Source organism: Pedobacter superstes, from assembly GCF_037622515.1.
Lineage (GTDB): Bacteria > Bacteroidota > Bacteroidia > Sphingobacteriales > Sphingobacteriaceae > Paradesertivirga > Paradesertivirga superstes.
Window position 1 is genome coordinate 747,274 of sequence record NZ_JBBJCN010000003.1, and the last position, 21,475, is coordinate 768,748.

The window sequence follows — 21,475 nt, forward strand, 5'->3', positions numbered from 1 at the left end:
ATAAAATATCAAAATCTAAAATTCAATAATAAAAATAAATCAGCTTGTTAAAATATAGTATCGGCTGGATTCTCCATATGCTCCGGATAATCAGTTGTATAATGTAATCCCCTGCTTTCTTTTCGAACCATTGCAGATTTTATGACTATATACGCGGTCTGAATGACATTACGCAACTCACATAATTTAACTGATAATTTAGTTTTCTTGTAGAAATCTTCAGTCTCTTCATATAACAGTCCTAAACGCCTCATTGCTCTTTCCAGCCTAAAATCTGAGCGGACGATGCCAACATAATCACTCATTATTTTCTGTGTCTCGCGAAGATTATGAGTTACTAATATATCTTCATTAGAAAGCCGGGTATTCGTTTCATCCCATTCGGGTATATTCCCGGGAATACTAATATTACTAATAACCTCAAGTGCATTTAAATAAATACGATGAGCAAATACAGTAGCTTCTAAGAGAGAATTTGAAGCTAAACGATTAGCACCATGTAAGCCTGTAGATGAACATTCTCCGCATGCATACAAACGATTTATAGAAGTTCTGCCGTAATCATCAACTAAGATACCGCCACACATGTAATGACAGGCAGGAGTTACAGGTATGAAATCTTTGGTCATGTCTATACCTATACTTAAGCATTTCGCATAAATATTTGGAAAATGGGTCAATATATCCTCTTTAGACCGATGCGTAATATCTAAATAAACAAAATCGTCACCAGACTTCTTCATTTCAGAATCAATTGCCCTCGCAACAATATCCCTGGGCGCCAATGACTTTCTCGGATCATAAGCATCCATAAACTCATTGCCGTTTCTATCCCTTAATATACCCCCAAATCCACGTACAGCTTCTGAAATCAGAAAAGAAGGATATTCACCTGGTTTATATAAAGCCGTAGGGTGAAACTGGATAAATTCCATATTTCTAACCTTTCCTTTTGCTCTGTATACCATAGCAATTCCATCGCCGGTTGCAATCACCGGATTGGTAGTGTTGGAATAAATATGACCGGCACCTCCGGTAGCCATAACAGTAACCTTAGAAAGAAACTTTTCCACAGAATTTGTATGAGTATTCAACGCGTAAATACCATAGCAATTAATGTTATCCGATCGCTTACCAACAAATTGACCTATATGATGCTGTGTAATTAATTCAACGGCAAAATAATGTGTTAATATCTCAATATTAGGATTGCTGTGTATCTTTTCTAATAAAGCACGCTCAATTTCAAATCCGGTAATATCTTTATAATGAAGTATACGGCTCTCAGAATGACCACCTTCTTTAGCTAAATCATACTCGCCTTGCTTGTCGGTATCGAAGTTTGTGCCATAATCAATTATTTCCTGAATACGTTCAGGACCTTCTTTTACGACTAAATCAACAACCTCTTTATCACATAAACCATCCCCCGCAATCAATGTATCTTCAATATGTTTATCAAAAGAATCCTCTTTATCCACAACTACAGCCACACCACCCTGAGCGTACTTAGTGTTAGATTCATCTTCATTAGCTTTTGTAAGTATCAGAACCTTACCATGATTAGCTGCCTTAAGTGCGAAACTTAATCCAGCAATACCAGAACCGACAACCAGGAAATCAACATCCTTCATTTAATAAATATTTAATTGAATGTAATCTTATAATAACGAATGTGGAGAAAACACCGTAAAGATGTTAATTTTGTATATAAAGTGTTAACGTTTTCTAATAACTAATTCAATTTTCCATTTTATTGTGAAAAAGTGCTAGTTCTAAGAAAGTTTTAAGCATAATTATTGAAGGTTGTTAACGTTTTGCTGATACAAAGTAATACACGGTATAAAATAAAGAGAAAAATACGGCAAAATTTAATCCCCTATTTTTCAATTATTTAAATCCCTTACTCTGTGGATAAGTTGTGGATAAAAGCTTTAAAACACAAAAAATATTATAAAGTTTCGAATCTTGTTCACATAACTAACATCCTAATAAACAATAAGAATCTTTATATATATAATAATTATATTTTATTGAAGTGTTAGAAATGGATATGTTTGATGAAATAAATGTGAAGGGTTTTATAGACGAACCTATTGATCCCACACTGGATCTATTTGACGAAATAGAGAAGTTAAAAAAAGAAAAAAATGCAGTTATTCTTGCGCACTATTATCAGGAGCCGGATATACAGGATATTGCCGATTATATTGGAGATAGCCTCGGATTATCACAACAAGCAGCGAAAACTGATGCCGATATTATCGTGTTTGCAGGAGTACACTTCATGGCTGAAACAGCCAAAATTTTATCGCCTGAAAAAAAGGTTTTATTACCAGATTTAAAGGCAGGATGCTCTCTGTCAGATAGTTGTCCGCCGCATTTATTTGCGAAATTTAAAGAGAAATACCCGGATCACCTGGTAATAACTTATGTGAATTGCTCTGCTGAATTAAAAGCGATAAGCGACATAGTCTGCACTTCATCAAATGCTGTGCAGATTGTGGAAAGCTTGCCGAAAGATCAGAAAATAATATTTGGACCTGATAAGAACCTGGGAACTTATGTAGCAAAAAAGACTGGAAGAGATTTAGTTTTGTGGAATGGTGCCTGCATGGTTCACGAAATATTTTCCATGCAGAGAATAACTAAATTAAAGGAGCAACATCCTGAAGCTAAGTTTATTGCACATCCGGAATGTGAAGATGTAGTGTTAAAAATGGCAGATTATATTGGTTCTACCACTGGATTATTAAAGTACACAATTGAGAATCCGGCGAAAGAATTTATAGTTGCAACTGAAAGTGGAATTATTCATCAGATGGAGAAATCAAGTCCTGATAAGGTGTTTATACCAGCTCCGCCAAACAACAGTTGTGCGTGTAATGATTGTCCGCATATGAAACGTAATACATTGGAAAAGTTATACTTATGTATAAAAAATGGTCAGCCAGAAATTACTATTCCGATGGATGTAATTAAAAGAGCCAGATTACCCATTGAAAGAATGCTCGATATTTCCGCAAGATTGGGATTATAACCCCCAAGCCTGGAGGGGAGTAATATTGCCTAATTATGTGCAATAGAATTTTTATCGATTAATTTTTTTCAAACGTTAGGTAATTTTAACTTTTGAATTTTAACTTTTGAATTAAACAACGTGTTTGAAAATATAGAAAAAACGGATATCAGTAATTTAGGCGAATTTGGCTTAATAGATCATCTTACAAAAAATATCATTTTAACTCAGGAATCAACAATAAAAGGGGCGGGTGATGATGCCGCAGTTTTAGATTTTAAGGATAAAAAAATGTTAATATCTACCGATTTACTTCTGGAAGGTATTCATTTTGATCTGGCCTACACTCCATTGAAGCATTTGGGGTATAAAGCTGTGCAGGTAAACCTCAGCGATATTTATGCGATGAACGGTATGGCAACACAAATTACCGTTTCTCTGGGATTATCAAGTAAGTTTCCGATTGAAGCTGTAGAAGATTTGTATTCAGGAATATTATTAGCCTGTGATAAATATAAAATCGATCTTGTCGGAGGCGATACATCTTCATCAAAACAGGGCCTGGTAATTAGTGTAACAAGTATTGGATATGCTGATGAATCTGATATTTGTTATAGAAATACAGCACAGGAAGGTGATTTGATCTGCGTTTCGGGTGATTTGGGTGCGGCGTATATTGGTCTTCAATTATTAGAAAGAGAAAAACTTATTTATCTGGAAAATCCACAGATTCAGCCTGATTTAGAAGGTAAGGATTATATTATTGAAAGACAATTAAAGCCTGAGGCCCGCAGAGATATAATTCAGATATTGAAAGAATTGGAGATAAAACCAACTGCCATGATTGACATTTCAGATGGATTATCTTCTGAAGTAATTCATATTTGTACGCAATCAGAAAAAGGATGCAATTTATATGAGGATAAATTGCCAATTGATCCAATGACTTATGATACTGCAAGGGAATTCAATTTAGACCCGACAACCTGTGCATTAAGTGGTGGTGAGGATTATGAATTATTATTCACTGTTCCTCAATCAGCCTTTGAAAAAATAAAAAATAATCCGGATATCAGTATCATCGGACATATTACTGAGAAATCAGCAGGAATGAACATAATATCCAGATCTAATAATTCCCATCCTTTAAAAGCCCAGGGATGGAATTCCTTTAAATAATTTATTAATCATTTAATTCAGGCAGCCTGGAATACTAAGTCTGTCTGAATTATTAGTTTTTATCTAATCCTCAATTAAAAATTTCTCTTCAATTTGCTTATTAGTTTTTGCTCCTAATTTTCTTAAATTTTCAACTCTTCCAATCAGGTTTCCGTTACCGGAGGATAATTTTCCAAAAGCTTCAGAGTAAGAGTCTTTCGCCTTATCTATATTATCTCCCACTTTCTTTAAATCATTTATAAAGCCAACAAATTTATCATAAAGAGCGCCAGCTTTTGTAGCTATATCAATTGCATTCCGGGTCTGCTGTTCCTGTTTCCATATCGAGGCTATAGTTTTTAAAGTGGCTAGTAATGTAGATGGAGTTACGATAACCACTCTTTTGCTCCAGGCAAATTCAAAAAGTTCGACATCATGCTGAACTGCAATAGCGAATGATGATTCAATAGGTACAAAAAGCAAAACAAAATCAGGTGAATTAACACGATATAGATCACTATAATTTTTACTGCTTAAGCCTTTAATATGTGTTTTTAGAGAAAGTATATGTTCATTTAAATGAAGTATTCTATCCTCATCGCTTTCGCAATTAATTAAGCGTTCATACGCAATAAGAGAAACTTTTGAATCTACTATAATGTGTTTATTATCGGGAAGAGTAATAACAATATCCGGTTGTAGACGATTTCCGTCATCGTCAGTAAAACTGCTTTGTTTAGTAAACGATTCGCCATTAACTAATCCTGATAATTCTAATATCCTGTCTAATACAAATTCACCCCAATTACCCTGCTTTTTAGTATCGGCCTTTAAAGCTTTCGTAAGATTATGTGCTTCCTGGCTAATCTGACGATTTAATTCGATCAATTTACCCAATTCTCCCTTTAATATATTTCGCTCATCCGATTCTGCCTTATATACTTTTTCAACTTTCTCTTCAAATGCTTTAATATTTTCTTTTAGAGGGTTTAGTAACTGGTCGAGGTTTGATTTATTAACTTCTGTAAAACGAAGCGTTTTTTCATCGAGAATTTTTCCGGCTATTAATTCAAATTCTTTATTGAATTTCAGCTGTAAATTTTCGATCTCAGCCTTTTGTTCATTAATCTTTTCTTGCTGAGTTTTATAATAAGTTCTGGAACTTTCAAGTGCCTGATTCACATCGGATAATTTTTGTCTTTCTTGCTGAAGTTCACTTAGTAATCTTTCCTGTTCTTGTTTCAGGTAATTGGTAATATTGTTTTTTTCAATAAATAGATTTTCACATCGCTCTTCTGCTTTGGCAAGCTGCAAGCTCTGCTCAGTTTTTATTGCCGACGTTTTTCCTAATTCCTGTTTAATGCGTTTATTATCTATAAAGAGAATAATAACTAATATTAAAGAAATGACAGGTATCAAAATAATTAGTTCCATTTGCTAATTTTATTATCAAATAACGAGATTTGATTTTAAAAAAGCAAAATAAATTAGTTAAAGTTATAATGGAAGAACTAACAAAATGGCAGTATTTTAATTATAGGAATGCCTTTAAGGCGTAGGAAAGTAAAATTTGAGTTATTATTACGAGTAAGGAATACTTTTTGAGTAACTTATACCAAATTATATAAAGATGGGTTTAATTATTTTTATTGGGATTGCAATAGTGAGTTTCCTGGTGCAGTCCAGGTTTAAATCTAAGTTTAGAGGATATTCTGAAACACCTTTAGCCTCAGGTTTAACCGGAAGAGATATTGCCGAAAAAATGTTAAGTGATCATGGAATACATGATGTGAAAATTTTGTCATCTGAAGGATCGCTTTCCGACCATTACAATCCGGCAAATCGTACAGTTAATTTAAGTCCTGAAGTATTCGAAGGCCGGAGTATCGCAGCAGCTGCAGTGGCTGCGCATGAGTGCGGGCACGCGGTACAACATGCCAAAGCATATTCATGGCTACAATTCCGCTCTGCAATGGTTCCGGTGGTGAGCATAGCCTCAAATTTATTGCAGTATGTATTTATGCTTGGTATCATAATGTTTGCATCTGGCATTGGTCAAACCATGTTAATGGTTGCTTTTGGAGCCATGTTAGTTGTTACGTTGTTTAGCGTTGTTACATTACCGGTAGAGTTTGATGCCAGTAACAGGGCTCTTGTATGGTTACAAACCAACAGAGGAATAATGCAGACAAGTATTGAACATAATAAAGCTAAGGACGCTTTGTGGTGGGCTGCAATGACCTATGTTGTTGCTGCTTTAGGCTCGGTAGTTCAACTGCTTTATTTAGCTATGATGCTGTTTGGTGGAAGAGGTGACGATTAAATCAGATGTTGTCAGCATAAAAAAAGCTTCCCGATTTTGGGAAGCTTTTTTTATATATGTGTAGTTTTTTTAGTTCAGTTTATATGGAGCAACCATATTAAATTCTGGTATTTTTACTTCAAACTCTTCGTTATCAACCAGTCTCCGCATTTCATAACTACCCCTCATACTTCCAATATCAGTTTTTAGATTACAACCTGAAACATATTCATGAAAATTACCGGGATCAATAACAGGCTGTAATCCAACAACCCCTTCACCTTCAACTTCGCGATGGGTACCGTTCGAATCAAATATAAACCAGTGGCGACGCATTAGTTGTACACTATATTCAGTTAAATTTTCTATACTTATTCTATAAGCAAACATATAATGATCATTTGCCGGATTAGAATATTCGGGTTGGTAGATAGTTTCTACTGAAATTTTAACTCCGTCGGTAATCTTAGTAATCATAACAAATAATAGTTAAGTTAATGATACGATATTAAATCCAAAAATCAGGCCAATACCTCATCAAATTTATTTCCTATGTCTGCAAGCACTTCATTTATAGCATTAAAGCTCTCCAATTTAACAAGGAGCATGCGGTATTCTTTAAAATTAGGAATACCTTTAAAATAATTGGAATAGTGGCGACGCATTTCAAAAATACCCGTTTTCTCGCCTTTCCATTCGATCGATTTTTGAAGATGTGTACGGCAAACATCAATTCTTTCAGATAGTGTTGGGCCGGCTAAATGTTCTCCAGTTTTGAAAAAATGCTTTATTTCTCTGAATATCCATGGATAACCGATGGCTGCCCTGCCTATCATAATACCATCAACTTCATATTCTAAACGCCAATTTGCTGCTTTTTCAATAGAGTCTACATCACCATTACCAAAAATAGGAATTTCGATATTGGGGTTGCGCTTAATATCCCTTATCATCCGCCAATCAGCTTCACCCTTATACATTTGAGCGCGTGTCCGGCCGTGAATAGTCAAAGCTTTTATTCCCACATCCTGCAGGCGGATGGCAACTTCGTCCACATTTTTGGTATTATCGTCCCACCCCAACCTTGTTTTTACAGTGACCGGAAGATGGGTTGATTCGACAACCGCTTTAGTCATCTTTACCATTTTATCAATATCCTGTAATAAGCTTGCACCTGCACCACGACAGGCCACGTTTTTTACCGGGCAGCCATAATTGATGTCTATTAAATCGGGAGACGCCTGTGAAGCTATCTCTGTTGCTTCGCGCATACTGTCTATATTGCTTCCAAATATTTGGATTCCAATAGGCCGTTCATATTCAAAAATATCCAGCTTCTGTACGCTTTTTGCCGCATCGCGAATTAATCCTTCTGAGGAAATGAATTCTGTATACATCATATCCACACCATTTTGTTTGCAAACAAAACGAAAGGGTGGATCACTCACGTCTTCCATAGGTGCTAACAATAATGGGAATTCACCTAAATTAATATTTCCAATTTTAACAGACATCGGCTATAGCTAATACTTTATCTTTGTGCGCTTGTAAACTAATTTACAAAAATAGTATTATAAGAATTAACATGTTTTATAAGCCGTCAGATCAACGTCATCCTTTCAGCTCTTTAATTTTACTATTAGGCACAGCTCTTTTCGGATTCATCGTATTTGCATTTATGGCGTATTTCATAGGATATTTCGTTTTTGGTAAAGATGAATTATTGGGTTTAAGTGACGGAACAGCTGATATAGGCATCCACAAATTGTTTTTAATGTTTTCCTCCATAGGCATGTTCGTGGTTCCGCCTTTTGTATTTGCACGACTTGAAAGCAGAAATCCGGGAGAATATCTCAATATCAATATGCCTAAACCCTGGATTTCTATTGTTCTTGGGATCTTAATTATGCTTTGTGTGACACCATTCATAGAATGGACCGTATTTTTAAATCAGCAAATGAAGCTTCCGGCGGTGCTAGAACCTCTGGAAAGCTGGATGAAGTATAAGGAAATCAGTGCCGAGATATTAACCAAAAAGTTATTGGTAATGAATTCGGCAGGCGGATTACTGCTTAATCTTATTATTATAGCGGTAATTCCCGCATTAGGCGAGGAATTTCTATTCCGGGGATGCATTCAAAAGATATTTACAAAATGGACCAATAATTACCATCTTGGCATTTGGGCTGGTGCCATAATTTTTAGTACTATACATGTACAGTTTTATGGTTTTATTCCCAGAATGATTTTGGGAGCTTTATTTGGGTATATGCTTGTACTAAGTAAAAGTATTTGGGTACCTGTTATTGCGCATTTTTACAATAATGCCTCTGCTGTTATAGCTGCATATGTTTTGCAGCATCAGGGGAAATCGTTAGACAATTTAACTAAACCAGCATTTCAGAACTGGTATTTAGTTATTCTAAGTGTTATTTTTACAGCTTTACTTTTCATGATATTTCAACGAATATCCTTGAACGACAACTTTAAAGTGAATGAACGAAGATTGGAATAAAGTTTATACATCGTCAGATTTTTTTAAATCAGAATTGGTCAGACAGTTTTTAGTAGAAAACGAAATTGAAGCAGTTATACTTAACAAGCAAGGTTATCCTTATCAAATAGGAGAAGTTGAAGTGTATGTTAATCCTGCCGTTTTTCATGAAGCATTGGAACTAATTGGTAAAAACGACTTATGAGAGTAAGGGCAATAACAGGCTTTTTTTTTGTGATCGTAATGCTGGGTTCTTTACTTTTAGGCCAATATACCTTTGCTCTTTTCTTCATTGTATTAAGTTTATTGTGCCTTGTAGAATTTTACAGATTGGTCAAGACGGAAACGATAAGACCTCATCGTTCACTCGGAGTTTTATTAGCAGGAACATTAATAACCCCCCTGGTTTTAAATTTTCTTTTCAATGATTACCTGTACTTAATTTTTCTAACGGTGCCTGCGGCTATCGCAATATGTATTGTAGAACTATTTCGCAATAAGGAACATCCGTTTATTAACCTTGCTTTTACCTATTTCGGAATACTGTTTATTATAATACCATTTTGCTTTTTTACGGCTATGGCATTTATGGGAAATACCTTTAATTTTCATTTTCCTTTAGCTTTTATGTTAATGCTGTGGGCGAATGATACGGGCGCATATATATTTGGAGTCAGCTTTGGAAAGCATAAACTGTTTGAGCGGCATTCGCCAAAGAAAACCTGGGAAGGTTTTTTTGGAGGCTTAGCCACGGGCCTTTTAGCCGCTTATATCATCGGCACTCAATTTCATGATTTAACACTGGTGCAATGGTTTATTGTTTCTGCAATAGTGGGTATCGCCGGAACTTTTGGCGATCTATTTGAGTCGATGCTGAAGCGGAGTATTTCAATTAAAGATTCAGGATCCTTATTACCGGGTCATGGGGGATTGCTCGACAGATTTGACGGCTTGCTTTTTGCGGCCCCTCTGGTTTTTATATACTTATATTCGATAATCTTTTTAGGATAGATGATGGAGAATGAACCTTTAAATCCGGAAGAAGAAATTATAAAGGATGATCAACCTGCCTATAAGGATAGATCACTGCTTTATATGGGATTAGTACTTGCGATAATTATTGCAGTAATGGGGTATTTAACTTTATTTGTGGATGATCCTTCTAAGATTTTTGGTAAAGAAGAAGAGATCCGGCTGACGACAGAGAATAAATCATCTCTGTTGAATGAGAGTGAATCCATGACCGAAGAGGAGGTAAGAAAATCTTTAATTAAATTTATTGAAGCATTTTACTTTGATCAGCGCCGCGGATATTTCGATCCGCCAAGTTACTTCGCTAACATAACCGAGACCTTTTATAATTACCATAACCTTACCCATAAACGCTTAAGAGAAATCTATTGGCGCCGGTTAACGGATATGGAGAATTTGAGGAGAAACTGGATTGTCTCATCGCTGGATTTTGTGCGAAGGGATTCCAGGATTATCGCCACCTACTGGACCAAAGAAAGTTATTTAAGGCCTTCGAAAAATGAAAATTATTCTGCGTCGATAAAATATGAGTTGATTATTGACGAAACCGGCAAGATCGTTTCGTTAAGGGAAGCAGAAATTAAGAATGTTGAAATTCAAAAATTATTGCCCGATAGTTCAGCAGTTGATTTTAATCCTGAACTTCCGTCAGAGCCTTCTGCTTCCGTAAGTGATAAATTATATGATTTCAGCCTGGTTGATGTTACTCCCGAGTTTATCGGAGGCCAGAAAGAATTTGCCAGATATGTTGAAAATAATTTAAAATATCCGCAGGCAGCACGTCAGGGAAATATTCAGGGAAAAGTTTATTTATCTTTTATAGTTGAAAAAGACGGACGTTTAACGGATATTAAAATAAAGCAGGGGTTAGGCGGAGGATGTGACGAAGAGGCTATACGCTTATTAAGAAACTCTCCTAAATGGAAACCCGGGCTTCTGAAAGATGTTCCGGTACGTACTTTTTTTGTTTTGCCCGTAACATTTCAATTATAGCAAAGAAAGCCTTTGTTTTTAAAGGCTTTCTTTGCTGATTTTTATCTATTAATTGCCGTTTCTCTTTTTTTCAAACAAGGCCTCATCCACACATTTAAGACCTTCTTCAGTCATTATCCATTCTGAGGTAGCGTTTGAATCACCATCTTCTGGCTGACACTCCCATAAATTATAATGTCTTAAACGCGACCTTAAATTTCCATCGATTCTTAGTCTCGTGTTAAGCGGCACTTTTAAATGCACATCCAGTTCCTGATCCCTGAATAATCCGTTACCAGTAAGTGTAAAGTAGTTATCAAACTGTATGATGGAATCTGTTTGACTAACTTTATATGATATGCGTTGAGCAGCCTCAAGCGCTTTCTCAAAGTTTTTGCCTCTGCCACTTAATTCTTTTACAAGTAAAAGAGTGCTATCATCGCTTCTCTCAATAAACAGATCAAAATGCTTTAATTCGTTTTGCATATCGTTTTCGCCATAGATAACCCGGCCATCTATTTCTCCCTGTTCTATATGATATTTCAGACTATCTTCCTGTGTGAAGAATAGCTTGGGATTTAATTTCAGGGTCAAAGCAGGATATGATTTTAGTGCTGAACTTTGTTCAAATTTTGCTTCTTCCCGAAATTCAGCAGCTATTCGTGAGCCATAGTAAACACCCATTCCTAATCCTGTCAGCCAAAGAATTAACATGGCGAATGAGCCATATCTTGATATTACTTTTCGGTTAAGTATAACACGTATCGCGAATAAAATTAGTGCAATCAACGGAATTATAAGCAGTAAAAACGCACTTAACAAAATCGACGGGCGATATTGATCATTAATTATATTGAAGGGAAATTGTTGAAACTCAGTATTATTTACAAATCCTAAGCCAAATAGAAGTGCTATTATAAGGGCGAATAGCATAAATGATCCCACTGTAATTATAACGATACCGATTACCTTGAGTGCAATTTTTAAGGCTTTTCCGAAAAAATTTACGATCTCAAGAATTGGATCGCCGCTTTTCTGAGAGGGATACTCATTATATAGTTTGGCTTCACCTTGTTTTAGAGAATCTGCTTCTTCATCAAAAGTCTTTTTAAAAGATTGAAGATTAATGGGCTCCCCCTTCATAGCCATTTTTTCCTGGCGGGTTTTTGCTGTAGGCAATACAATCCAGAGTACTATGTAGGGTATCAATCCAATTCCAGAGAGAGTAAGTAAGATGGTAAAAAGCCTCACATATTTTATTTCTATGTTAAAATAGTGGCCTAATCCGGCACAAACGCCTCCAATTATACGGTCGTCATTGTCTTTGTATAAGGTACGGGATGATTTGAGGGTCCCGGTGTTAAAAGGTTCTTCGTCATCAGTTTCAAAGTCGCTTGCTCTACCCATCTTGGCCGTAATTTCTTCAACATCCAATACTATTATAACTTGTTTATTTTGTTCAGCTAATCGATCGCTGAACATTTCGGCAAGCCTGTTTTCTATGTCGGTTACAATCTCCTCACTGTCGCTGCTGTAAGCAAAATGTCGCTTAACTTCAGTCATGTAGCTCTTTAAAATTTCGTAGGCATCCTCTTCAATATGAAAAACTATGCCGTTTATATTTATAATAATTGTTTTATTCATGACGATTTGGTTAAGGGTTAAGGGTTCTTCCTTCAATAGAAGTGTTCACTGCAAATACAAGCTCTGTCCAGGTTTTATCGAGATGTTCAAGTACTTTTAATCCTGCATCGGTTAAGACATAATATTTCCTGGGTGGACCAGAAGTGGATTCTACCCAATTATAGCTGAGCAATCCGTTGTTTTTTAATCGCGTAAGCAAAGGATACAAGGTCCCTTCAACTACCAGCAACCGGGCTTTTTTTAATTCGTTAATAATATCCGAGGCATATATTTCCTTTTTGGAAATAATAGATAGGATACAATATTCCAGTATCCCTTTCCTCATTTGTGTTTGAGTGTTTTCTACAATCATAAATCAAATGTAAGAATTTTTATAGTACCATGTATAACATAGTACTATAAAAAGTATTTTTTACCAAATTGTTTGTATTTCAATTGATTCGCTGTTAAATAATCATCCAATTGTATAAAAAAGTAAAATGATGAGGGAAGGTATAGGAGGTAAGAATTCTTATATCACTATATTGTGATATTCATTAATTTAAAAAGGAGAAAATATGTGTAATGAATCCGGCTTATCAGTGATCTCGGTATTTCTAACCAATCGAAATACATAGAATAGAATTTGAATTATGTCTTCGGCAAGTGAGACGAAGCAAGAAATTGTTGCAGAGTAAAACAATTTTAATTTCTTATGTATTAATACCTTATATTTTAAACTTGCAAACACTCTTTTGATTGCTTGCATTTTTCTGATAAGGCTTAACAATTAACTAATCATTAATTAAAAAAGAGTATGCGAAAACTTTTATCAAGTTTGTCAATCGTGTTGCTATGGGCTACGATTGCTCTTGGGCAGGAACGGACTGTCACCGGGACGGTAACAGCTCAGGAAGATGGCTTATCCCTTCCCGGGGTAAGTGTTAAAATTAGAGGATCAGCAACCGGTACCCAAACCGGCGCGAATGGTCAGTATTCAATTAAAATTCCAGGAAATAATGCTGTTTTGGTTTTTTCTTATATAGGTTTTGCTAACCAGGAAGTAAACGTTGGTGATCGGGACGTTGTGAATGTTTCGTTAAGTGCTGACGCCCAACAACTGGGTGAGGTGGTAGTTACCGCTTTGGGGGTTAGGAAAGAAAAACGTGCATTAACTTATGCTACTCAAACCGTTGATCCGGCAGAACTTGTGTCCTCTCGTGAAACGAACATTGTAAACGCATTAGCGGGAAAAGTTGCAGGTGTGCAAATTAACAGCTCAGGTGGGCAGGCTGGATCATCGGCCAGAATTGTAATACGCGGCAATACATCTCTTACCGGAAATAACCAGCCATTATTTGTAATTGATGGAATTCCAATGGATAATTCGAATAATAGAGCTGTTGATCCAAATACTGAAGATCCTTTGTTTAACGGATATGGTGGAAACAGGGCTATTGACTTGGATCCGAATATTATTGAGAATGTTACAGTACTGAAAGGGGCGAGCGCAACAGCTCTTTATGGATCCAGAGGGGCATTTGGAGTGATACAAATTACGACCAAAAAGGGTCTTAAATCAGACCGGAAGTATCCTAATGTAGCATTTTCATCCAGTGCATCATTTGACAATGCCTATACAGATGGTTATCAAACTACTTACTTACAAGGTTTGGATGGTTTTTATAGGAATGGATTACCACTTCAGTTAGGAGGATATGCAGAGAATGGGAGTGCGCCTCAAATATCTGGGAGCTGGGGACCTCATAAAGATAAAGTGAGTCAGGCTGTAATTACTGCGGTTGGAATGCCTCAAGTGATAGATCCGCGAAAGGAGTTTTACAGAACTGGGCAAACTTGGAATAACTCTATTTCAATAAGCGGCGGCGGAGAAAAATCAACGTACCTACTTTCTTATTCAAATTTGGATCAAGAAGGAATAGTAAATGGTAATAAGTTTGGCAGGAATAGCATTTTGGGAAGTTTTTCTACCCAACTGAGTCAAAAAGTTAACTCCTCAACCTCCGTTAATTACATAGCGTCAACAAACACTCGTTTTTCCGAAGGAAATGGTCAGCGCTCTTATACGTATGCGTTAAACTTCCAACCGATAAGTTTTGATGCAAAAAAAGCTTACGAACAATACGGAAATGTTGCCTGGACAGCCTCGAATAATTTTACGACCGGATTTAATAATCCCTATTGGTTAATTAATAATAATAGTCTGCCAAGCCTTGTAGATAGAATTATCGCTTCTAACGAAACGACTCTTGAATTTACACCCTGGTTAAAATTGACAAATCGGATTGGATTAGATACTTATACAGACGAGCAGAGAGAACGTGTAAATATTCAAACAATAAGCGTACCTCAAGGAAGAATGTATGAAGGGGTTATTAAACGTACGCAACTAAATAATGACTTGATTTTGTCAGGAAATAAAGACTTTGGTGATTGGGCGTTAACGGCTTTAATTGGTAATAACATCAATGACAGGAGATATGCTTCAAGAACATTAAGAGGGGAAGATTTAAGTGTACCGGGTTTTTATGATATTACAGGAACTCTTTCTTCAAAATCTTTTCAATTCGATGAACGACGAAGATTAGTTGGGTTATACGGTAGTGCAAGCTTAGATTATAAAAATTATGTTTTCCTAAATGCTACTGCACGAAACGACTGGTCGTCTACTTTGCCGAAAGGAAATAATTCCTTCTTTTATCCTTCGGTCTCTTTGGGTCTTGTGTTTACAGACGCATTAAAAATGACTGATAATAAATATCTGTCCTTTGGAAAGCTTCGGTTGTCATATGCGCAAGCTGGTAATGACGCTGCTCCTTATTTAACAAATCCGGTTTTCATTCAATCGAATCCAAGCGATGGAACGCGTGGAAATATAAATTTCCCTTTTAGGGGAATAAACGGATTTAAGGCAAGTACGTTAGCGACGAATAACACCCTTAAACCTGAGATTGTTACTGAAGTTGAGTTTGGTACAGATTTGAGATTTTTTAAAAGTCGCTTAGGTGTAGATCTATCATTCTATAATAAGAAGAGCGAGAAACAAATATTGCAGCAGGAAGTAGCATCATCCAGCGGATTTGTTGAACGTGTTGTTAACGCTGGTTCGCTCTCTAACAGAGGCGTTGAACTGATTGTTACAGGTAGTCCAATTAAATCAAAAAATTTCAATTGGAATACCCAGATAATATATGGAAAGAATAAATTCAAGCTTGAATCTTTAGCTGAAGGAGTGGACAATATATTTCTGGCTGGATTTGAAAACCCACAAATCAGAATCGATAAAAATTATGGGTATGGCGTTATCTGGGGACTTGGATTTAAGCGCAATGAAGAAGGAAAACTTCTGGTAGACGATGATGGTTATCCTGTAATTGCCGATGATTTAGGACCAATAGGTAATGCTACTCCTAAATGGACGGGTGGGCTTAGAAACACCTTTACTTTCAAAGGTTTGTCATTTTCCACATTATTTGACATCAGAGAAGGTGGAGATATTTTAAACATGGATTTATTCTACTCAACTTTTTATGGTACAGCCAAAGTTACTGAACAGAGAAATACCGAATATCTTTATGAAGGTATCAAAGAGTCTGACGGGACCCCAAATACAACGCCAGTTATGAGAGATCAAAGTTACTGGAGGAATTTTTATTCTTCATATGATGAGAATTTTATTGAAGATGGAAGCTTTATTAAATTAAGGGAGATCACGCTTAGTTATACAATACCATCATCTCTAATAAAAAGAACGCCATTTCAGAGTCTGGGCTTATCTATGACAGGACGAAATTTATGGATTAAATCTGACTTTAGCTTTAAAGATCCAGAGGGCAATTTACTGGGTGATACTAATGCGCAAGGATTTTATCATGCAGTGACTCCTGGAACTAGAGGTATTACTTTTGGACTCAATGCTAAGTTTTAATTAAATGATTATTATGAAAAGAAATTATATAATAATTGGAGTAGTACTCTTTTTTTCATCGACCTTTTATAGCTGTAAGAAATATTTGGATATTAATGACGATCCAAATTCTCCCACTAAGGTGACAGAGCAATTGATGTTGCCGGCAATTTTGACTACATTTTCCTTTGAGGTAGCGGGCGGACAGCCGGTAAGGACCTCGAGTTTTTGGACAAAGCACTTAGCATATGCTGTGGCTGGGCCTCATGAGGGTAATTATCGGTTCACAGGTAATGACGCTGATAACTTCTGGCGTTATTCCTCCTATACTGATGTTATGAAGAATAGCAATAATCTTATTAGTTTGGCTAATGCGAATGGGAATTCCTCATATAGTGCTATCGCCAAAATAATTATTGCTTGGAACATGTCATATATTACGGATGCTTTTGGGGATGCTCCTCTTTCAGAGGCTTTTCAGGGAGAGCTAGGTTTATTTAAGCCTAAATATGATTCCCAGGAAGATATTTATAAAGGAATACAAACGTTGTTAGACCAAGCTATTGTTGAGGCGGGACAAAACACTGGTGCCAAACCAGGATCGGATGATGTTATTTATGGTGGTAACATGGTAACATGGCAAAAGCTTGCACGAACCTTAAAAGCCAGGTTTTATTTGCGCTTATCCAATGCTCCTGGTTATAATTCTGCAACTCAGGCAACTTTAGCTCTACAAGCGTTAGATGCCGGATCTATCACAAAAGACGATATGCCTATTTTAGAATATATCGACGAGCCAAATGCCGAAAATCCTTGGTACCAGTTTGCCATAGACGGAAAATGGAGTACAGCACCTAAGCCATCTATCTTTTACATTGATTTTCTAAAATCTAAATCTGACCCCCGGCTTGCTGTGCAAGTTGACGCAGTTGTAAGTGGTGTCAACGCAGGAAAATATGTAGGTGTTACAAATGATGCACCTAAAACTCCCTTATCAAATTTTTCATCAATAGGGACATTTTATAGTAGTGCAGACGCGCCACAGTATTTACTGCTTTATGCTGAAGTCCCATTTATTCGCGCAGAAGCGGAATTTTTGAAAGCAAATAAGACTGTTACTCCTAATGTTATTGCTGCATACAATGCAGGCATTACCGCTTCAATGGATATGCTCGGTATTTCCGGATCTGAAACTGCTGCTTATTTAACTGCTAATGCATTAAGCTTGGTTCCTGCAACTGCGTATGAACAAATTATGAGAGAAAAATACATTGCAAATTATCTGCAGTTTGAAGCCTATAATGATTATAGAAGGACAGGCTATCCTAATTTACCTTTAAATGCTGAACAATATCCGGGTGAGCCCCTGGAGGTTGAACCTGAAATTAATATCATCCCCATAAGATTTCCATATCCTGCGTCGGAGAGATCTTATAATGCAGATAATATACCAGCTAATGTTCCTACCGCCTTCCGCGACGCTATGAAAGTGCCAGTTTGGTGGGATAATTAAAAGCAGTAGTATTTAAGTAAAAGACTATACTCACTAAATAGTCTTTTACTTTTTAACGAACATCGCCTCCCTCAATTCTTCAACCCTTTTTCCAGAAATTTGAAGGATGGATAAAAAAATAGCTTCACTTAAATATTGCTACTCTGCTGTACAAAAAGCGTGAGCATTAATGAAAATTTAGTTTAACGGAGTTGATCTCCACGCTTAAATTTGATATCCCACCATGTATCAACGCATGGTTGTCCGCAATATGCCCCGCCGGAAATCCAAAACAAACCGGGTAATTATACTCTTTAACCTTTTCTAAAACCATTTCTTCAATACTGCTTCCAAAAGATATATCATTATCTTTCAGGTCAGTAAACCCTCCAACAATCAGCCCCTTCAACCGCGCCAGTTTTCCAGCTCGTTTTAAATTCCAAAGCATTCTGTCGATGGAATACATGTATTCGCCAACATCTTCAATAAAAAGAATTTTACCAGCAAAATCCATTTCAGAAACAGAATGGCTCATCATTACCAATAATGTAAGATTTCCACCGATTATCGGACCCTGAGTGCTGCCTGTTCTGTTAAGCGAATGTGACTGAATCTCATATTCCAGGGGTTCTCCGAAAAGTGCTTTTCGTAATGTTTCTAATGAAGGTTTTGTGCCATCCGGAACATTTAAGGGCATTTGGCCATGGATAGTTTGTATGTTGCACCTTTCGAAAATATGACTGTGCAGAATGGTGATGTCGCTGAATCCGGCAATCCATTTCGGCTGCTTTCTAAATGCAGTAAAATCCAGATCATCAATAATCCGGATCGTTCCGTATCCTCCCCGGGCCGCAATAATCGCCTTTATAGACGGATCGTCTAAAAATTTCTGAAGATCATTGCGTCTTAATTCATCCGTTCCGGCATACTGATGGTGTGACGCTGTAACTGTTTCGCCTAAAACAACTTTCAGTCCCCAGCTTTCCAGCAATTTTATGGCACTGTCAATTGGGCCGGGTAGTTTTTTAGCAGGACAAGTAATCGCAATTTTATCGCCTTTTTTAAGAAATGGAGGAGCTATGGATTGCATGTGCATTTTCTAAGATATGCAAATATGCAAATTTGAGTATTTGCGCAGGTACAATTGGTTATCTTTGTGCCCATTATTATTTTACTTGATGTCTGAACTCGATAAATTTAAACGCTATACTGTAACCTCCGCTCTTCCTTATGCTAATGGTCCTTTACATATTGGACACCTGGCCGGAGCATATATTCCAGCAGACATTTTTGTAAGACATATGCGTCTTAAGCGGAAGGATATTGTGTACATCTGTGGTTCTGATGAACATGGTGCAGCTATAACAATTAAAGCTAAAAAAGAAGGAATAACTCCAAATGAAATAATTGACAAGTACCATGTACAGATTAAGAAAAGTTTTGAAGAATTTGGTATAGGGTTCGACATCTATCATCGCACCTCATCTCAAATCCATCATGAACTATCCCAGGAATTCTTTCTTAACCTGTATGAAAAAGGGGAGTTTATTGAGAAGGAATCTGAGCAGTATTACGACGAAGAGTTCGACCAGTTTCTGGCCGACAGATATATCATTGGAACCTGTCCGAATTGCAATAATGAAGGAGCTTACGGAGATCAGTGCGAGAAATGCGGAACTTCTCTAAATCCGATGGATCTTATAAATCCAAAATCAACGTTAAGTGGAAAAGCACCTGTACTAAAAGTTACCAAACACTGGTATCTGCCTTTAGATAAATATCAGCCATGGCTGGAAGAATGGCTTTTAGAAGGCAAGAAAAATATCTGGAAACCGAATGTTTACGGCCAATGCAGTTCCTGGTTAAAAGCAGGTTTGCAGCCACGCTCTATGACCCGTGATCTAGATTGGGGAATAGATGTTCCGCTTGAGGAAGCTAAAGGTAAAAAATTGTATGTATGGCTTGATGCCCCAATCGGGTATATCTCGGCTACAAAGCAATGGGCGCTTGACAATGGCAAAGACTGGGAAAAATACTGGAAGAAGCAGGAGAATGAAGCCGATGACTCCTATCTGGTCCATTTTATCGGAAAGGACAATATCGTTTTCCATTGTATTACCTTTCCTTCTATCCTTCATGCGCATGGAGAGTATATTCTTCCTCAAAACGTTCCGGCAAATGAATTTTTGAACCTCGAGGGAGATAAGCTTTCTACTTCAAGAAATCACGCGGTTTGGCTTCATGAGTACTTGGAGGAATTTCCTGGCAAACAGGATGAGTTGCGCTATGTGTTAACATCCATTTTGCCAGAAACATCTGATAGCGAATTTACCTGGAAAGATTACCAGTCCCGGATTAATAATGAGCTTGTGGCTATATTAGGGAATTTTGTAAACCGTGTTATGATACTGATGCATAAATATTATGAAGGTAAAGTAGAGGGGGACACATCTTTAGTGAGTGCAGAACTTAATAATCAGATCAGTAGTATATACGATGATGTTGAACAAAGCATCGAAACCTTTAAATTTCGTCAGGCTCTATCATCTGTGATGGATCTTGCGAGATTAGGTAACCGGTATCTCACCGAAAATGAACCGTGGAAAACCTTCAAAACTGATCCTGATGCGACACGTGTAGTTTTGCAAAACAGTTTACACATCATTGCGCATTTGGGTACTTTACTGCAACCCCTGTTACCCGGGTCAGCAAAAAAGATTTTTTCTATGCTTAATTTAAACGAGTCTTCTTATTATGATCAGAAGGTTGAGTTTGCGCAGGGGCACCAGTTGAATGAGGCTCAGCTATTATTTGAAAAAGTTGAAGATGATGTAATTGAGAAGCAGGTAGAAAAATTAGGCAAAAAAGTTGAAGAAATGAGCGCAGCCATTGAAGTAAGTCCGGCCAAAGAGAATATTAATTACGAACAGTTCGCTGCGATGGATATAAGAGTGGGAACGATATTGGAAGCTGAGAAAGTTGCAAAAACTAAAAAATTACTGAAGCTTAAAATTGATACTGGGATCGATCAGCGTACAGTCGTTTCTGGCATTGCCGAATATTTCGAGCCGGAAGCCATCATTGGGAAACAGGTGAGTATACTTGTTAATCTGGAGCCAAGAGAGATAAAGGGTATATTATCGCAGGGAATGATTTTAATGGCTGAAAATAATGATGGCAAATTGAGCTTTGTTTCTCCTGGAGAGTCTCTTCAAAATGGGTCGACTGTCAGGTAGTCCTGCTAAAATATTAATTTAATATTTTTTACTTGTTAAAAATCTGCACATTTGCATTTCTCATATTGCAAAGGCCTCATAGTTCAACGGATAGAATAGAAGTTTCCTAAACTTTAGATCCCAGTTCGATTCTGGGTGAGGCCACTAAATCTATGCCATGTTTTATGCTTATGTTTTAAAAAGCCTTCATAAAGATTATTACTATAAAGGACATTGTAG

General features: G+C 36.8%; 17 protein-coding genes and 1 tRNA gene. 11 read left to right on the top strand and 7 right to left on the bottom strand.

Features of this window, described 5'->3' with window-relative positions; all coding sequences use genetic code 11:
* Positions 1–47 precede the first annotated feature (47 nt).
* A complete protein-coding gene (nadB, locus tag WG906_RS12095; RefSeq protein ID WP_339992895.1) occupies positions 48–1,634 on the bottom strand; it encodes an L-aspartate oxidase in 1,587 nt (528 codons plus the stop codon).
* 413 nt (positions 1,635–2,047) lie between these two features.
* Between nadB and nadA the strand changes: the two genes are divergently transcribed.
* Positions 2,048–3,040, top strand: coding sequence for a quinolinate synthase NadA (gene nadA, locus WG906_RS12100; RefSeq protein WP_339992897.1), 993 nt, complete (start codon positions 2,048–2,050; stop codon positions 3,038–3,040).
* A gap of 120 nt (positions 3,041–3,160) precedes the next feature.
* Positions 3,161–4,198, top strand: a complete 1,038-nt coding sequence (thiL, locus tag WG906_RS12105) for a thiamine-phosphate kinase (RefSeq protein WP_339992898.1) — start codon at positions 3,161–3,163, stop codon at positions 4,196–4,198.
* A 63-nt stretch (positions 4,199–4,261) separates the two neighbouring features.
* On the opposite strand, the gene WG906_RS12110 is transcribed toward thiL, so the two are convergent.
* Positions 4,262–5,611 (bottom strand): DNA recombination protein RmuC, encoded by a 1,350-nt coding sequence (locus WG906_RS12110; protein WP_339992899.1) that lies wholly within the window; start codon positions 5,609–5,611, stop codon positions 4,262–4,264.
* A gap of 196 nt (positions 5,612–5,807) precedes the next feature.
* On the opposite strand from WG906_RS12110, the gene WG906_RS12115 reads away from it, so the two are divergent.
* Positions 5,808–6,500, top strand: coding sequence for a zinc metallopeptidase (locus WG906_RS12115; protein ID WP_339992900.1), 693 nt, complete (start codon positions 5,808–5,810; stop codon positions 6,498–6,500).
* Between the two features lie 69 nt (positions 6,501–6,569).
* Here the strand turns inward: WG906_RS12115 and apaG are convergent, their stop codons facing one another.
* On the bottom strand, positions 6,570–6,956 hold the full coding sequence (apaG, locus tag WG906_RS12120; RefSeq protein WP_339992901.1) for a Co2+/Mg2+ efflux protein ApaG: 387 nt from the start codon (positions 6,954–6,956) through the stop codon (positions 6,570–6,572).
* Positions 6,957–7,000: 44 nt separating this feature from the next.
* Positions 7,001–7,993, bottom strand: coding sequence for a tRNA dihydrouridine synthase DusB (gene dusB / locus WG906_RS12125; protein WP_339992902.1), 993 nt, complete (start codon positions 7,991–7,993; stop codon positions 7,001–7,003).
* Between the two features lie 71 nt (positions 7,994–8,064).
* Between dusB and WG906_RS12130 the strand changes: the two genes are divergently transcribed.
* From WG906_RS12130 to WG906_RS12145, 4 genes are read left to right on the top strand one after another with little or no spacing between them, the layout of a single operon-like run.
* A complete protein-coding gene (locus WG906_RS12130; protein ID WP_339992903.1) occupies positions 8,065–8,994 on the top strand; it encodes a CPBP family intramembrane glutamic endopeptidase in 930 nt (309 codons plus the stop codon).
* On the top strand, positions 8,975–9,178 hold the full coding sequence (locus WG906_RS12135; protein WP_339992904.1) for a putative signal transducing protein: 204 nt from the start codon (positions 8,975–8,977) through the stop codon (positions 9,176–9,178). The genes WG906_RS12130 and WG906_RS12135 overlap by 20 nt, the downstream gene beginning before the upstream one ends.
* The gene (locus WG906_RS12140) at positions 9,175–9,984 is read left to right on the top strand and encodes a phosphatidate cytidylyltransferase (protein WP_339992906.1); all 810 of its coding nucleotides are present in this window, start codon (positions 9,175–9,177) and stop codon (positions 9,982–9,984) included. The genes WG906_RS12135 and WG906_RS12140 overlap by 4 nt, the downstream gene beginning before the upstream one ends.
* Positions 9,985–10,998, top strand: coding sequence for an energy transducer TonB (locus tag WG906_RS12145; protein ID WP_339992907.1), 1,014 nt, complete (start codon positions 9,985–9,987; stop codon positions 10,996–10,998).
* A gap of 48 nt (positions 10,999–11,046) precedes the next feature.
* Here WG906_RS12145 and WG906_RS12150 read toward each other — a convergent pair whose 3' ends face one another.
* A complete protein-coding gene (locus WG906_RS12150) occupies positions 11,047–12,621 on the bottom strand; it encodes a PspC domain-containing protein (RefSeq protein ID WP_339992908.1) in 1,575 nt (524 codons plus the stop codon).
* A 10-nt stretch (positions 12,622–12,631) separates the two neighbouring features.
* Positions 12,632–12,973 carry a PadR family transcriptional regulator gene (locus tag WG906_RS12155; protein ID WP_339992910.1) on the bottom strand — a complete coding sequence of 114 codons (342 nt, stop codon included), beginning with the start codon at positions 12,971–12,973 and terminating at the stop codon, positions 12,632–12,634.
* A 444-nt stretch (positions 12,974–13,417) separates the two neighbouring features.
* Here WG906_RS12155 and WG906_RS12160 point away from each other — a divergent pair, with 444 nt between their 5' ends.
* Together WG906_RS12160 and WG906_RS12165 are read left to right on the top strand one after the other, a co-directional pair.
* Entirely contained in the window at positions 13,418–16,549 is a 3,132-nt protein-coding gene (locus WG906_RS12160; protein ID WP_339992911.1) for a SusC/RagA family TonB-linked outer membrane protein, read from the top strand.
* A 13-nt stretch (positions 16,550–16,562) separates the two neighbouring features.
* Positions 16,563–18,041 carry a SusD/RagB family nutrient-binding outer membrane lipoprotein gene (locus WG906_RS12165; protein WP_339992913.1) on the top strand — a complete coding sequence of 493 codons (1,479 nt, stop codon included), beginning with the start codon at positions 16,563–16,565 and terminating at the stop codon, positions 18,039–18,041.
* A 166-nt stretch (positions 18,042–18,207) separates the two neighbouring features.
* Here WG906_RS12165 and WG906_RS12170 read toward each other — a convergent pair whose 3' ends face one another.
* Positions 18,208–19,110 (bottom strand): S66 peptidase family protein, encoded by a 903-nt coding sequence (locus tag WG906_RS12170; protein ID WP_339992915.1) that lies wholly within the window; start codon positions 19,108–19,110, stop codon positions 18,208–18,210.
* 88 nt (positions 19,111–19,198) lie between these two features.
* On the opposite strand from WG906_RS12170, the gene metG reads away from it, so the two are divergent.
* Positions 19,199–21,256 carry a methionine--tRNA ligase gene (metG, locus tag WG906_RS12175; RefSeq protein ID WP_339992916.1) on the top strand — a complete coding sequence of 686 codons (2,058 nt, stop codon included), beginning with the start codon at positions 19,199–19,201 and terminating at the stop codon, positions 21,254–21,256.
* A 72-nt stretch (positions 21,257–21,328) separates the two neighbouring features.
* Positions 21,329–21,400 (top strand) — tRNA-Arg (locus WG906_RS12180).
* The last annotated feature ends 75 nt before the right edge of the window (positions 21,401–21,475 follow it).